Annotated in this window: 12 protein-coding genes; 5 read left to right on the top strand and 7 right to left on the bottom strand. The window is 72.6% G+C overall.

The annotated features are described in order from the left end of the window. Positions 1–194: 194 nt before the first annotated feature. The 4 genes from ACWC94_RS10165 to ACWC94_RS10150 are packed head-to-tail and all read left to right on the top strand — an operon-like array spanning position 195 to position 4,096. Positions 195–485: a hypothetical protein gene (locus ACWC94_RS10165; RefSeq protein ID WP_450796062.1), complete on the top strand. Its 291-nt coding sequence runs from the start codon at positions 195–197 to the stop codon at positions 483–485. Positions 486–508: 23 nt separating this feature from the next. Next, on the top strand, positions 509–1,330 hold the full coding sequence (locus ACWC94_RS10160) for a hypothetical protein (RefSeq protein ID WP_450796061.1): 822 nt from the start codon (positions 509–511) through the stop codon (positions 1,328–1,330). Between the two features lie 22 nt (positions 1,331–1,352). Beyond that, entirely contained in the window at positions 1,353–3,329 is a 1,977-nt protein-coding gene (locus ACWC94_RS10155; protein WP_450796060.1) for a fumarate reductase/succinate dehydrogenase flavoprotein subunit, read from the top strand. Then, complete coding sequence (locus ACWC94_RS10150; RefSeq protein ID WP_450796059.1) at positions 3,326–4,096, top strand: succinate dehydrogenase/fumarate reductase iron-sulfur subunit; 771 nt, start codon at positions 3,326–3,328, stop codon at positions 4,094–4,096. The genes ACWC94_RS10155 and ACWC94_RS10150 overlap by 4 nt, the downstream gene beginning before the upstream one ends. On the opposite strand, the gene ACWC94_RS10145 is transcribed toward ACWC94_RS10150, so the two are convergent. Together ACWC94_RS10145 and ACWC94_RS10140 are read right to left on the bottom strand one after the other, a co-directional pair. After that, complete coding sequence (locus ACWC94_RS10145) at positions 4,077–4,382, bottom strand: hypothetical protein (RefSeq protein WP_450796058.1); 306 nt, start codon at positions 4,380–4,382, stop codon at positions 4,077–4,079. The genes ACWC94_RS10150 and ACWC94_RS10145 overlap by 20 nt on opposite strands. A gap of 89 nt (positions 4,383–4,471) precedes the next feature. After that, entirely contained in the window at positions 4,472–5,644 is a 1,173-nt protein-coding gene (locus ACWC94_RS10140; RefSeq protein WP_450796057.1) for a hypothetical protein, read from the bottom strand. Between the two features lie 80 nt (positions 5,645–5,724). Here ACWC94_RS10140 and ACWC94_RS10135 point away from each other — a divergent pair, with 80 nt between their 5' ends. Further along, complete coding sequence (locus ACWC94_RS10135) at positions 5,725–7,299, top strand: hypothetical protein (protein WP_450796056.1); 1,575 nt, start codon at positions 5,725–5,727, stop codon at positions 7,297–7,299. A 72-nt stretch (positions 7,300–7,371) separates the two neighbouring features. On the opposite strand, the gene ACWC94_RS10130 is transcribed toward ACWC94_RS10135, so the two are convergent. From ACWC94_RS10130 to ACWC94_RS10110, 5 genes are all read right to left on the bottom strand, one after another. Then, positions 7,372–9,957, bottom strand: a complete 2,586-nt coding sequence (locus tag ACWC94_RS10130; RefSeq protein ID WP_450796055.1) for a SpoIIE family protein phosphatase — start codon at positions 9,955–9,957, stop codon at positions 7,372–7,374. Between the two features lie 271 nt (positions 9,958–10,228). Then, on the bottom strand, positions 10,229–10,657 hold the full coding sequence (locus tag ACWC94_RS10125; protein WP_450796054.1) for an ATP-binding protein: 429 nt from the start codon (positions 10,655–10,657) through the stop codon (positions 10,229–10,231). 100 nt (positions 10,658–10,757) lie between these two features. After that, positions 10,758–11,195: a (deoxy)nucleoside triphosphate pyrophosphohydrolase gene (locus ACWC94_RS10120; RefSeq protein ID WP_450796052.1), complete on the bottom strand. Its 438-nt coding sequence runs from the start codon at positions 11,193–11,195 to the stop codon at positions 10,758–10,760. A gap of 30 nt (positions 11,196–11,225) precedes the next feature. After that, positions 11,226–11,417 (bottom strand): SPOR domain-containing protein, encoded by a 192-nt coding sequence (locus tag ACWC94_RS10115; RefSeq protein WP_450796050.1) that lies wholly within the window; start codon positions 11,415–11,417, stop codon positions 11,226–11,228. A 431-nt stretch (positions 11,418–11,848) separates the two neighbouring features. Further along, complete coding sequence (locus ACWC94_RS10110) at positions 11,849–12,601, bottom strand: GntR family transcriptional regulator (RefSeq protein ID WP_450796049.1); 753 nt, start codon at positions 12,599–12,601, stop codon at positions 11,849–11,851. Positions 12,602–12,741: the final 140 nt, after the last annotated feature.

Genomic DNA, 12,741 nt, shown 5'->3' with positions numbered 1-12,741 from the left:
CCGGCAACCGCGGGCGACACGGCGACGACGGGCGGTAACCCCACCCGTGCGGCGCAACACCACCCGAGATGCACCGGTGCGCCTCCGCCAATCGCTGCACATGCCTTCACACCGGCAGGTGCGGCGCGCAACACTCCAAGGCGCATGAACGTTGCCGCCCAGGGTCCGCCGGACCACGGAAGTGAGGGCAAGTCATGTCCGTGCACGACGACATCACCTCGGTCCAGCGTTCCCTCGACGACCTGTACCGGTCGCTGGGACGCCTGGAGCACCAGCTCGACAGCGGCGGCCTCGAGATGCGCCGGGTCCGTCTGGACGCCGACCATCTGCGTGAGAGCGTGGCGCTCCTGCGCGAGGCGACCGCCGCGCCGGACGCCCCGCGCCGGCCCGACCTCGTCACCATCTCCGACACGCCGTACGACATCAGCCTGTGGACGGACTCGGACGACGAGGGCCTGGGCGCCCGCGACCGCCGCGCCCCCTGACCCCCGACCGACCGGAGTCCCCCTTGGCTACTGGTACGGAACCCCAACAGAACAGCGGCGGTGTACGCACCGGTACGCGCGCCGCGATCGCCGCCCCGCACCTGCGGACCGACCGCTGGTGGCTGGCGCCCGCCGTCACCGCGGCCGGTCTGCTGGCCTTCGTCGTCTACTCGACCTGGCGGGCCTTCGCCGACGCGGACTACTACGCGGCGCCCTACGTCTCGCCGTTCTACTCGCCGTGCCTGGCGCAGAGCTGCAAGGTCATGCACGCCGGGCCGAACTGGCAGCTGTTCGGCAGCTGGTGGGGCGTCTCCCCCGCGATCATCATCCTGATCTTCCCGCTCGGCTTCCGGCTGACCTGCTACTACTACCGCAAGGCGTACTACCGCAGCTTCTGGGCGTCCCCGCCCGCCTGCGCGGTGGCCGAGCCGCACCGCACGTACACCGGCGAGACCCGTTTCCCGCTGATCCTGCAGAACCTCCACCGGTACTTCTTCTACGCCGCCCTGCTGGTCGCCGGCGTGCTGACCTACGACACGGTGCTCTCCTTCCGGGACACGCACTACCGGTGGGGCCACATGGGGCTCGGCACCCTGGTCTTCCTGGCCAACATCGTGCTGATCTGGGCGTACACGCTGTCCTGCCACTCCTGCCGGCACATCGTCGGCGGCAAGCTCAGGCACTTCTCGAAACACCCGGTGCGCTACAGGGCGTGGCAGTTCGTCGGCAGGCTCAACGCCCGCCACATGCAGCTGGCGTGGGCGTCGCTGCTGAGCGTGGCGCTCGCCGACTTCTACGTGTATCTCGTCGCGTCCGGTGTCTTCGCCGATCCCCGCTTCTTCTAGAGACCAGTGAGGTACTGAGCTGATGTCCGTGGTCGACCGCCAGGAGTGGGACGTCGTCGTGGTCGGTGCCGGCGGCGCCGGACTGCGGGCCGCGATCGAGGCGCGTGAGCGCGGCGCCCGTACGGCGGTGATCTGCAAGTCGCTGTTCGGCAAGGCGCACACCGTGATGGCCGAGGGCGGCATCGCGGCGGCGATGGCCAACGCCAACGAGCACGACAACTGGCAGGTCCACTTCCGCGACACCATGCGCGGCGGCAAGTTCCTGAACCAGTGGCGGATGGCCGAGCTGCACGCGCAGGAGGCCCCGGACCGGGTGTGGGAGCTGGAGACCTGGGGCGCGCTGTTCGACCGTACGAAGGACGGCCGGATCTCGCAGCGCAACTTCGGCGGCCACGAGTACCCGCGCCTCGCCCACGTCGGCGACCGTACGGGCCTGGAGCTGATCCGCACCCTCCAACAGAAGATCGTCGCGCTCCAGCAGGAGGACTTCAAGGAGACCGGGGACTACGAGTCCCGGCTGAAGGTCTTCCAGGAGTGCACCGTCACCCGGGTCCTGAAGGACGGCGAGCGAAGCGAGATGGGGGTCCCCCCGGCCGAAGGCTGGGGGAGGGTCTCCGGGGTCTTCGCCTACGACCGCGAGAGCGGCCGCTTCTTCGTCCTCGAAGCCCCCGCCGTGGTGATCGCGACCGGGGGGATCGGCAAGTCCTTCAAGGTGACGTCGAACTCGTGGGAGTACACCGGCGACGGACACGCACTCGCGCTCCTCGCCGGGGCGCCGCTGCTGAACATGGAGTTCGTGCAGTTCCACCCGACGGGCATGGTCTGGCCGCCGTCGGTGAAGGGCATCCTCGTCACCGAGTCGGTGCGCGGCGACGGCGGGGTGCTCAGGAACTCCGAGGGCAAGCGGTTCATGTTCGACTACGTCCCGGACGTGTTCAAGGAGAAGTACGCCGAGTCGGAGGAGGAGGGCGACCGCTGGTACGACGATCCGGACCACAACCGGCGCCCGCCCGAACTCCTCCCCCGTGACGAGGTGGCCCGCGCGATCAACGCCGAGGTGAAGGCGGGGCGGGGTTCGCCGCACGGCGGGGTCTTCCTGGACGTGTCCACCCGGATGCCCGCCGAGGTGATCCGGCGCCGGCTGCCGTCCATGTACCACCAGTTCAAGGAGCTGGCGGACGTCGACATCACGGCGGAGGCGATGGAGGTCGGGCCGACCTGTCACTACGTGATGGGCGGCATCGCGGTCGACTCCGACACGGCGGCGGCGCGCGGCGTACCGGGCCTGTACGCGGCCGGTGAGGTGGCCGGCGGCATGCACGGCTCCAACCGGCTCGGCGGCAACTCCCTGTCCGACCTGCTGGTCTTCGGCCGGCGGGCGGGCTGGCACGCGGCCGAGTACGCGCAGGGGCTGGCGGGCCGGCGCCCGGCGGTGGACGACGCCCAGGTCAACACGGCCGCGGCGGAGGCGCTGCGCCCGTTCTCGGCGGAGACGGACCGGGAGGGCGAGGCGGGCCCCCCGGAGAACCCGTACACCCTGCACCAGGAACTCCAGCAGACCATGAACGACCTGGTCGGCATCATCCGCCGCGAGGGCGAGATGGAGCAGGCCCTGCGCAAGCTGGCCGAGCTGCGGGTACGGGCCCGCCGGGCCGGCGTGGAGGGCCACCGCCAGTTCAACCCGGGCTGGCACCTGGCCCTCGACCTCAGGAACATGCTGCTGGTCAGCGAGTGCGTGGCCCGGGCCGCGCTGGAGCGCACCGAGTCGCGCGGCGGGCACACCCGTGAGGACCATCCCACGATGGACCGCGCCTGGCGCAACGTGAACCTCCTGTGCGCCCTCGCCGACCCCACCGGCGGCCTCGCGGCGACCGACCCCGGCCGCGGCCAGATCCGCCTGACCCGCGAGACCACCGACCCCATCCGCCCGGACCTGCTCGCCCTCTTCGAGAAGGAGGAGCTGGTCAAGTACCTCGCCGAAGAGGAGCTGTACGAGTGAGCAGCTACGAGGCCCGCTTCAAGGTGTGGCGGGGCGACGAACAGGGCGGCGGCCTGCGGGACTTCGAGGTCGAGGTCAACGACGGCGAGGTGGTCCTGGACATCGTCCACCGCCTCCAGGCCACCCAGGCGCCCGACCTGGCCGTGCGCTGGAACTGCAAGGCCGGCAAGTGCGGTTCGTGCTCGGCGGAGATCAACGGCCGCCCGCGGCTGATGTGCATGACCCGCATGTCGGTCTTCGACCGGTCGGAGACGATCACCATCACGCCCCTGCGCGCCTTCCCGGTGATCCGTGACCTGGTGACGGACGTCGGCTTCAACTACCAGAAGGCGAGGGAGGTCCCGGCGTTCGTGCCACCGGCCGGTGTGGGGCCCGGCGAGTACCGGATGATGCAGGAGGACGTGGACCGCTCGCAGGAGTTCCGCAAGTGCATCGAGTGTTTCCTGTGCCAGGACACGTGCCACGTCGTCCGTGACCACGAGGAGAACAAGAGCGCTTTCGCGGGCCCGCGCTTCCTGATGCGGATCGCCGAACTGGACATGCACCCGCTGGACGCGGCCGCCGAGACCGGCCTCGACCGCAAACGCACGGCGCAGGACGAACACGGCCTCGGCTACTGCAACATCACCAAGTGCTGCACGGAGGTCTGCCCCGAGGGGATCAGGATCACCGACAACGCCCTGATCCCCCTGAAGGAGCGGGCGGTCGACCGCAAGTACGACCCGCTGGTGTGGCTCGGCTCGAAGATCAGGAGGCGGTCTTCGTAACGGGGCGTCCGGGGCGCCGGGCCAGGAGCTGGACGATCATCCCGCCCATGAACAGCACCCAGCCGGCGAGGGGCAGGGCGGACAGCCCCGCGTCGGCGAGCGGCCCCAGAAACATGTACAGGCCCAGCCCGAGCGCGCTGACCAGCGTCCCGTATCCCCACAGCCGCGGCCGCAGCACCCTGGGACGGGCCAGGGGCGGCATCCAGTCCGTCGCGGCGGCCGCGACACCGACCACCGCGAGCAGGGCCACGGCCAGCCCGGCCGCCACCACCAAGTACATGTGCATGGCGATCATCGTCTCACCAGGCCAGCGCCCGCGCCAGGTGGTGTTCCGCGCTGCCGCGTATGGGTTCCGTCAAGGGGTGCGGGCGTCGCTCAGCGGACCCAGTCTTCCTCGTACGCCCGCCAGTCCGCCTCCGTGGCCGCGAAGTCGACGTACAGGGCGACGCCGAAACGGACGCGGTCGGCGTCGGTGCGGGACAGGCCCAGGCGGACACCGCGCACGGCGGCCGGGACGGTCTCCGCGCGGGCCCGGTGGCCGAAGCGGTTCTCGTGGTAGAAGGGCAGGCCCATGAGGAGGTCGGTGGTCTGCGGGGTGACCTCCAGGGCGAGGCTCGTCTGCTGGGCCACATAGCCGCCGTAGAGGCTCTGCAGCGGCTGCATGGTGTCGTACGACATGACGGCGATCTGGTCCACGCGGCGGGCCACCTGCCCGAAGTAGGACTGCGACCACCACTTGGGGTGACCGGTGGTCGCGCCCCAGAAGGAGTGGAAGGCCGGGAGCGGGTCGATCTGGTGGGCGGCGACGGAGAGCACCGCGCCCCGGGAGTGGGTGAGGGCGTGCAGGTCGTCGAGGAGGGCGAGGTAGTCGCGGTCGCCGGAGTGGAGGGGCTCCAGGTCGAAGTGGGCGCCCTGGAAGCCGGCGGCGAGGATCCGGCGGGTGGAGGCGAGGATCGCGGCGCGGGTGGCGGGGCGGTCCAGACGCAGCCCGTCGGGGCTCTCACTGGCCAGCTTGTCGCCGAGCCAGGCCTGTACGCGGATGCGGGGTGCCGCGCCGTGCAGGGCCGTTGTCAGCCAACGGGCTCCGGCATAGGACGACTTGGGGAGGGTGCCGTCGTGTTCCAGGGGGCCCGCGTGGACGTACAGGTCCCGGATGCCGGTGGTCTTCAGGCGGCGGGCGAGGGCCTGGACGTCGCGGTCGGTCTTACGGCCGTCCACCCAGGCGTGGCCCAGCCAGAGGGCGTCCTGGTGGCGGGTGGTGGTACCGGGTTCCGGGGTGCCGGTGTAGTTGATGCGGAGGGCCGTCTCGGCGGTGAGCAGGGGCAGGAGCAGGAGGGCGAGGACGGCGAGGGTGCAGCGGAGGGCTCGGCGGCGCCTTGGGCGGCGCGCCTCGGCTCCGCCTTCGGCGGGGACGTCCTTCCCGCCCGGACCGCCCGTGCGGCCTTCGCCGTCGGGTGCGGGCGGCGGCCCCTGTGGTGCGTCCTCGCCGCCGGCGGCTGCGGGCCGCCGTCCGGCCGGTGTGCCGGCCGAGTGTCCTCCGGTGTCCATTTCTGCCCCCTGCCCTTCTCTTCCCCCACCCGTGTCCATTCCGCTCGCGAAGGCGTCTACCTGCCCATACGCTCCGAAATGTGACGTCCTCCCTGATCCGGGGCCGGCCCCGGCGTGCCACGGCGCACATATCGGTGCGGGTGGCGCAGGCCGTGCTGGGTGCCGTGGCCGGGGCCGGGTGGCTGGTGTTGCCGGTGATGACGGTCGGCACGCAAGATCCGGTTCCCGTGGCCCCCGCCGGCACGGTCGCGAGCGCCGCCGCGCCGCAGCAGGACGAGACGTCCACCGTCGATCTCGTCCTGCCCCTCGTCGCGGGGGTCGCGGCCGTGGGGCTGGCCGGATACGGCTATCTGCGCCGCACCCGCCGCGCCCGCACCCGTACGACCCCCGGGACCGTCTCCGTCGCCCCGCCCGTCCCCACCCCGGCCGACCTCGAGCGCCAGGCTCGCGCGGCGCTGGTCCTGGCCGACGACTGCGTACGGACCAGCCGCGAGGAACTCTCCTTCGTCCAGCGGCAGTTCGGGGAGGCCGAGACAGAACCCCTCGCCCACGCCCTGCGGGCCGCCGAGACCGAGCTGACGGCCGCGTGCGCGATCTGGCGGCGGTACGCGCAGGGCACACCGGAGGACGCGGCGGCGCGGCGGCAGGCGCTGGTCGGCGTGGTCGGCCGGTGCGCGGAGGCGGGACGCCGGCTGGACACGGCGGCCCCCGCGCTGGACCGGCTGCGGGAACTGGACGGGCCGGGGGTGCCCGGGGCGCTGGTGTCCGCCGAGGGACGGTTCCGGGAGCTGACGGGGCGCACCGTGGTCGCGCAGGACACCCTGGCACAGCTGCACGTGCGGTACACCGCCTCGGCCGCCGGGCCGGTCACCGGGTACGTCGAACAGGCCAAGGACCGGCTGGTCTTCGCCACCGTCCGGCTCAACGAGGCCCGTCAGGCGGCCGACGTGGGTGACGGCGGGCGAGCCGCCGGACAGCTGCGCGCCGCCGAGGGCGCGGTGGCCCAGGCCGAGGTCCTGGTGACCGGGGTGGAACGGCTCGCGGCCCGGCTCCGGGAGGCGGCGGAGCTGGTGCCGGCCGCGCTGACCGGCGCGGAGGCGGAGATCGCGGCGGCCCGGCAGGGAGGTGGACGCAAGCCGCTGACGAGCGGGGAGCTGCACGCGCGACTGACCCACGCGGACGGCGTACTGGCCGCCGTAAGGGAGGAGCGGACGGCGGGCCCGTACGACCCGCTGGACGCCCTGCGCCGGATCGCGCGGGCAGTGGAGCGGCTGGACACCGGCCACGTGGGCGCGCCGGCCGTGGCGGCGCTGCTCGTGGCGAGGAGTTCCGTCGCCGGGGCGGAGGAGTTCGTCGCGGTGCACCGGGGCGCGGTGGGCCCGGAGGCACGGGTCCTCCTGGCGGAGGCGGTACGGGAGCTGGGCGCGGGCCGCGCCGACCGGGCCGACGCCCTCGCCCGCGAGTCCCGGGACCTGGCCGAACGGGACGTACGGGCACACGGCAACCCGTACCCGGGCGCCGGCGGTGACGCGCCGGGACTGTCCGGTGCGGTCCTGGGCGGTGTGCTCCTGGCCGAGGACCAGGACGGGGGCCCGCCGGCCGGCTACGGCGGCCCGGAGACAAGGGGCCGCCACGGCTTCCGGCCACGTGCGTAGCCGACGGGATCGCGCCGCCGGCACCGGCAGGCCGCACCAGGGGGTGGGGGCGGGGTTTTCGGGCGGTCCGGGTCAGAAGAGGCTCAGCAGGGCCTCCGCCGGGTCGGTCAGCCCCGCCTCGCCACCGGGCAACGGCAACTCGAACCACACCGTCTTGCCGCGGGGCGTCCTGCGGGAGCCCCACGCCGCGCTCAACAACCCGACGAGCTGCAACCCGCGGCCCCCCTCGTCCGTGTCCCGGGCCCGTCGCCGCCGAGGCTGCACCAGGCCGGAGTCCCACACCTCGCAGACCAGTGTGCGGTCCAGCAGCAGCCGCAGCCGGATGTCCCCCTCCCCGTACCGCAGCGCGTTGGTGACCAGCTCGCTGACGAGCAGCTCCGCCGTGTCGACCAGTGGCTCCAGATCCCAGCTCACCAGCTGCGCCCGGGCGTACTCCCGCGCCCGCCCCACGCTCCGCGGCTCGCGCGGCAGCGTCCAGTCGCCGACGGAATCGGCCGGCAGCCCCTGCACCCTCGCCATCAGCAGCGCGATGTCGTCCTCGCCGTGGTGGGTGTCGAGGGTGCTCAGGACGTGGTCGCAGACGTCCTCCAGGGGGCGGGAGGGGTCGGTGAGCGCCCCGACGAAGGCCTGGAGGCCCTCGTCCAGGGGATGGTCGCGGGACTCGACCAGGCCGTCCGTGTACAGGGCCAGCAGTGCGCCCTCGGGCAGCTCGACCTCGACCTCCTCGAAGGGCTCACCGCCCACGCCGAGCGGCATGCCGGGCGGCACGTCCAGCATCAGGGCGGCCTCACCGGGCTCGACCAGCACCGGCGGCAGATGGCCGGCGTTGGCGAACGTACAGCGTCTGGTGACCGAGTCGTACACCGCGTACACGCAGGTCGCGAGGTACACCTCGGACAGGTCGGCGTCCCGGGGCTGGCGCGCCGTACGCGTGGCCTGCTGGACACCCGGGGTGCCGAGACCCCGGGCGATCTCGTCCAACGCTGAGAGCACCTCGGCCGGTTCGAGGTCCAGCAGGGCCAAGGTGCGTACGGCAGTGCGGAGTTCGCCCATCGCGACCGCCGCCCGCAGGCCCCGCCCCATGACGTCGCCCACGACCAACGCGGTGCGGTGTCCCGGCAGTTCGATCACGTCGAACCAGTCGCCGCCCACCTCGGTGGCCGCGTTGCCGGGCAGATAGCGGCAGGCGATGTCCAGCCCGGAGGCCTCGGGGTCACCCGGCGGCAGGAGCGAGCGCTGCAGTATCAGTGCCCGCTCGTGCTCCCGCCGGTACAGGCGCGCGTTGTCGATGCAGACGGCGGCGCGCGCGGCCAGCTCCACCGCCAGCTCCCGGTCACGGTCGCCGAACGGCTCGCTGCCCTTGGTGCGGGCGAACTGGGCGAGGCCGACGACGGTGTCGTGGGCGACCATCGGCACGGCCAGCGTGGACTGCACCAGACCGCCCTCCTCGGCCGGCACCCGCTGCGGCCGGGCCGTGCGCAGGGCGTCCGCACAGGGCGAGTTGAAGGGGAAGTGGTGGACCGCGCCGAGCTCGACGGACTCGCCCGAGCTGGTGAAGGGGACGCCGGCGACGGCACTCGCGAAGGCGACGCGGCGCAGTTCGGCGCTGCCGTCGGCGAGGCCGGGCGGGGTCTCGTCACCGGAGAGCAGGCCCTGGTAGAGGTCGACGGTGGCGAGGTCGCAGAAGCCGGGGACGACCACGTCGAGCAGTTCCCTGGCCGTGGTCTCCAGGTCGAGGGAGTTCCCTATGCGGGCGCCGGCCTCGTTGAGCAGGGCGAGGTTGCGCCGGGCGGCGGCGGCCTCGCGGGCGGCGGCCCGGCGGGCGGTGATGTCGGTGCCGAGCCAGGCGATGCCGATGGGCCGGCCGCTGCCGCTGTGCACGCGGTAGAGGTTGACGGACCAGTGCCGGCGTTCCTCGGAGCCGGGGACGTACCCGGTGACATGCATGTCGGTGATGGACTCACCGGACTGCAGCACCCGGCGCAGCGTGGCCGACACCCGCTCGGCCTCACCGCGCGGCAGATAGTCGTGCACGCCCTTGCCCCGGTGGTCGTCGGGTGTCCCGCCGAAGACGGAGGCGAACCGCTCGTTGGCCCGACGGACCCTCAGATCGATGTCGATCAGCAGGAATCCGAAGGGGGACTGACCGAAAATCGCCTGCGAGGCGGCGAGGTCGGTCTCGATGCTGCGCAGGGTGCGCACGTCCACGACGATGCAGACGGCGGCCCTTTCGCCCTCGCCGGTCCGGGTGGGCATGACGTAGACCTCGGCGAGGCCGTCCTCGCCGCGGGTGCCGTCCGCCTTGTCCGGCATGCGGAAGGGCACGACCCCGGTCCACTCCCGCCCGTCGAGGATTTCGGCCATCTTGCGCTGGCCGCGCTCGCGCAGGTCGGGGTCGATGAAGGCCTCTATGGGGTCCATGCCGACGGCGCGTGTGGCCGGGATGCCGAAGAGCTGCTCGGCGCGCAGGCTCCACTGGTCGACCAGCCCCCCGGGGCCGATGGAGAAGGACGCGACCTTGATGTAGTCGTAGATCGAACCGGGCGGACTACTCTGCCACATGGCGTCGCCGGGGGCCGCGGCAGTCTCCGCGGCCTGGTGCCTCGCGCCGTCCGACGGGTCCTCGGACTCCGTGGCCTTCGCTGGTATCTCGCTCACGCGAACCGTCCCCTCCAGCTCACCGCGTCCGGCACCGGTCACCGGCGGCGGCTGCCCGCAGTATCCAGCACTACGGTGCCGCACGACACGGTGTTCACGATCACAGCTCGGTCCAGATGTTTTTCGGACCGGCCCGTGACAACACTTCCAGTCTTCTAACCAGGGAACACGCCCTCGAATCACGCACCGCGGGACCGGCCGCGCGCCCGGAGCGCACGACGGGCGGGCCACCGCCGGCCGTACACCCCCGTGCCCCCCGGATGCTTCCGGCTCACCCCGGCACCGCCAGTTCGAACCAGACGGTCTTTCCGCTCGTGCCGGGCCGGGTGCCCCAGCGGCGCGAGGAGCCGGCGACCAGTTGCAGCCCGCGCCCGCTCTCGTCCTCGTCGCGGGCGACGCGCTCGCGCGGCGGGTCGGGCAGCGGGTCGGAGACCTCCACCCGCAGGGTGTCGGCCGGCCCCCCGGGGCGTACGAGCCGTACACCGATGGGGCCGGTGGCATGCCGCAGCGAGTTGGTGACCAGCTCGCTGACCAGCAAGGCGGCGAGGTCGGCGAGGCAGTCGAGGCCCCAGCCGTGCAACTTCCCGCGGACCGCGGCGCGTGCGGTGCGCACGGCGCCCGCTTCCGCGGGAAAGGTCCACTCGACGCAGTCGCCATCGGTGTCGATCACGCCGATCACTTCCCAGGCCAGCGAGCCCACCCATGTCCGGTTTCATGGGGTTAATGGGCACATACCCGATATCCAGTGGGCAGTACCGCGCGGGAGGGCGCACTGTGGCACGAACGGCGTATCGGGGCGCTCAGTGGATGCCCTGGGCGAAGTGGGGGGTGACTGCGCGAACGGCGGGGACGTCCTGGTCCAGCCAGGGCACGTCCCAGACCTCGGCCGGGGTGAGCCAGCGCAGTTCGTCATGGTCCTGGAGGGGCCGGGGCACGGGTGATCCGGGGAGCAGGCGGGCGGTCCACACCTGCAGGACGTACGGCGCCCGCAGCGGCCACTGGCCCGGCACGCGCTCGACCGGTTCGGCGTCGACGCCCAGTTCCTCGCGCAGTTCACGCACCAGGGCGTCCTCGGGCCGCTCGCCCGCCTCGACCTTGCCGCCGGGCAGCTCCCAGCGACCCGCCAGGTCGGCGGGGGCGCTGCGGCGCGCGGCGAGGAGCCGGCCGCCGTCGAGCAGGGCCGCTCCCACCACCACGGTCCGGTCCGTCGGGGGTGTCCTGGGCGTCGTGGGCGTCATGGGGCGGAGCCTACGGCAGGCGCCGCGCGGTCAGTTCCGGGCGCCGTCGCCGTTCTGGCCGACGCGCTCGACCCAGTACAGCTGTTTGTGGCCCCGGTCGTCGAGGCTGTCGGCGATCTTCTGCGCCTCGGCGCGGGTCGCGTACCGCCCGACGCGGTAGCGATTGCCGTTGTCGTCCTGCCGTATCACGAGCCAGGGCAGCGAGACCGTCCCCTCACTCATGGCCCCCACCACCCGCGCCGTTCCTTCTCGCACCGCCCCGCCACCCGCTTCCTGTCCCGGGCCCCCGCCGAGCCCCGCCTAAGGAAACCGCAATCCGCATATGCCCGAGCGTACGCCCAACCTTCACGCAGCGAATACGCCTTTTCACAAAGAGGTACGCAACCAGCCAGAACACCGGGGGCGCACGGAAGTGAACGCGCCGTCGTGAGCGCCGTCGTCGTGCGTCGTGGGCATACCCGAGTGACCCGTGGTCACCTGGGAAAACGGCCGGATTGCAGCGGCCGGTCGGCATCGGCCGGGGCCGTGCCGCCGGGCTGTCAGGGCGCGAAGGGCGCCCAGGGTGTGCGCTACCTCACTCACGAGGCTTGCGCACCCGCCCGGGACTCCGGCCGTCCCGTCACGGGCGGGCGGCCCCCACCGACCGCCGGCCGTCACTTCACGGGCAGGTGGTACGCCACCCGGTAGCGGTCGGCCGGGATCACCACGTCGGCGGTCTCCACCGGGCGGCCGGAGGCGTAGTAGGTGCGCTGGACGACCACGACCACATGGCCGGGGACGCCACCGAGGACGTGCAGTTCCTCGGCGAGGCCGGGGCGCGCGCCGACCTCCTCGGTGACGTTGTCCACGATGACGTCGATGGCACGCATGCGCTCGACCACACCCATGCCGCCGAGCGGGCCCTCCTCGGGCAGCATCACGGGGGTGCGTCCGGTGACCGCGAGGGGCTCCCAGGAGGTGGAGAGCATCATCGGCTCGCCGGCCTCGCGGAACAGGTACTTGGTGCGCATGACCCGGTCGCCGGTCCGGATCGCGAGCCGATCGGCGATGACGGCCCCGGCCTCGACCTGCTCGCTGCTGGACTCCCAGGTCCCGCGCACCGAGGCGTCGGCCTGCTCCTGCCGGAAGGGGGTGGCGCCGCCGGCCGGGCGGTACCCGGAGCGGGCCACCCGGCGGGGCACCGGCCGCTCGCGCACATACGTCCCGGAGCCGGACCGACCCTCGACCAGCCCCTCGGCCATCAGCACCTTGCGGGCCTCCAGCGCGACCGTGTCCGAGACGCCGTACTCCTCGCGGATGCGGGCCTGGGAGGGCAGCCGGGTGTGGGGCGGCAGTGAACCGTCGACGATCTTCTTGCGGAGATCACCCGCGACACGCAGGTACGCCGGCTGCTCACCGAAAGTCACTGGCCGCTCCCATCAGGTTGTACAGACAGCAACAGCCTGGCAACCGTGGGTTGTGCCGTGCAAGCAAAGGCCAGAGAATCACTCGATGTGATGACATGGCATGCGCGGGGGCTTTACCCAGGCACTTTCTCCCCCGTATA

It is taken from the genome of Streptomyces sp. NPDC001135, assembly GCF_053598395.1.
The sequence above is the reverse complement of the archived record's forward strand: the minus strand, read 5'-3'. Positions and strand labels throughout refer to the sequence as shown.

Bases quoted from the DNA above. Each gene is read 5' to 3' on its own strand.
- ACWC94_RS10165 (WP_450796062.1), top strand. From the start codon at position 195: ATGTCCGTGCACGACGACATCACCTCGGTCCAGCGTTCCCTCGACGAC.
- ACWC94_RS10155 (WP_450796060.1), top strand. From the start codon at position 1,353: ATGTCCGTGGTCGACCGCCAGGAGTGGGACGTCGTCGTGGTCGGTGCC.
- ACWC94_RS10145 (WP_450796058.1), bottom strand. From the start codon at position 4,382: ATGCACATGTACTTGGTGGTGGCGGCCGGGCTGGCCGTGGCCCTGCTC.
- ACWC94_RS10140 (WP_450796057.1), bottom strand. From the start codon at position 5,644: ATGGACACCGGAGGACACTCGGCCGGCACACCGGCCGGACGGCGGCCC.
- ACWC94_RS10120 (WP_450796052.1), bottom strand. From the start codon at position 11,195: ATGACGCCCACGACGCCCAGGACACCCCCGACGGACCGGACCGTGGTG.
- ACWC94_RS10115 (WP_450796050.1), bottom strand. From the start codon at position 11,417: ATGAGTGAGGGGACGGTCTCGCTGCCCTGGCTCGTGATACGGCAGGAC.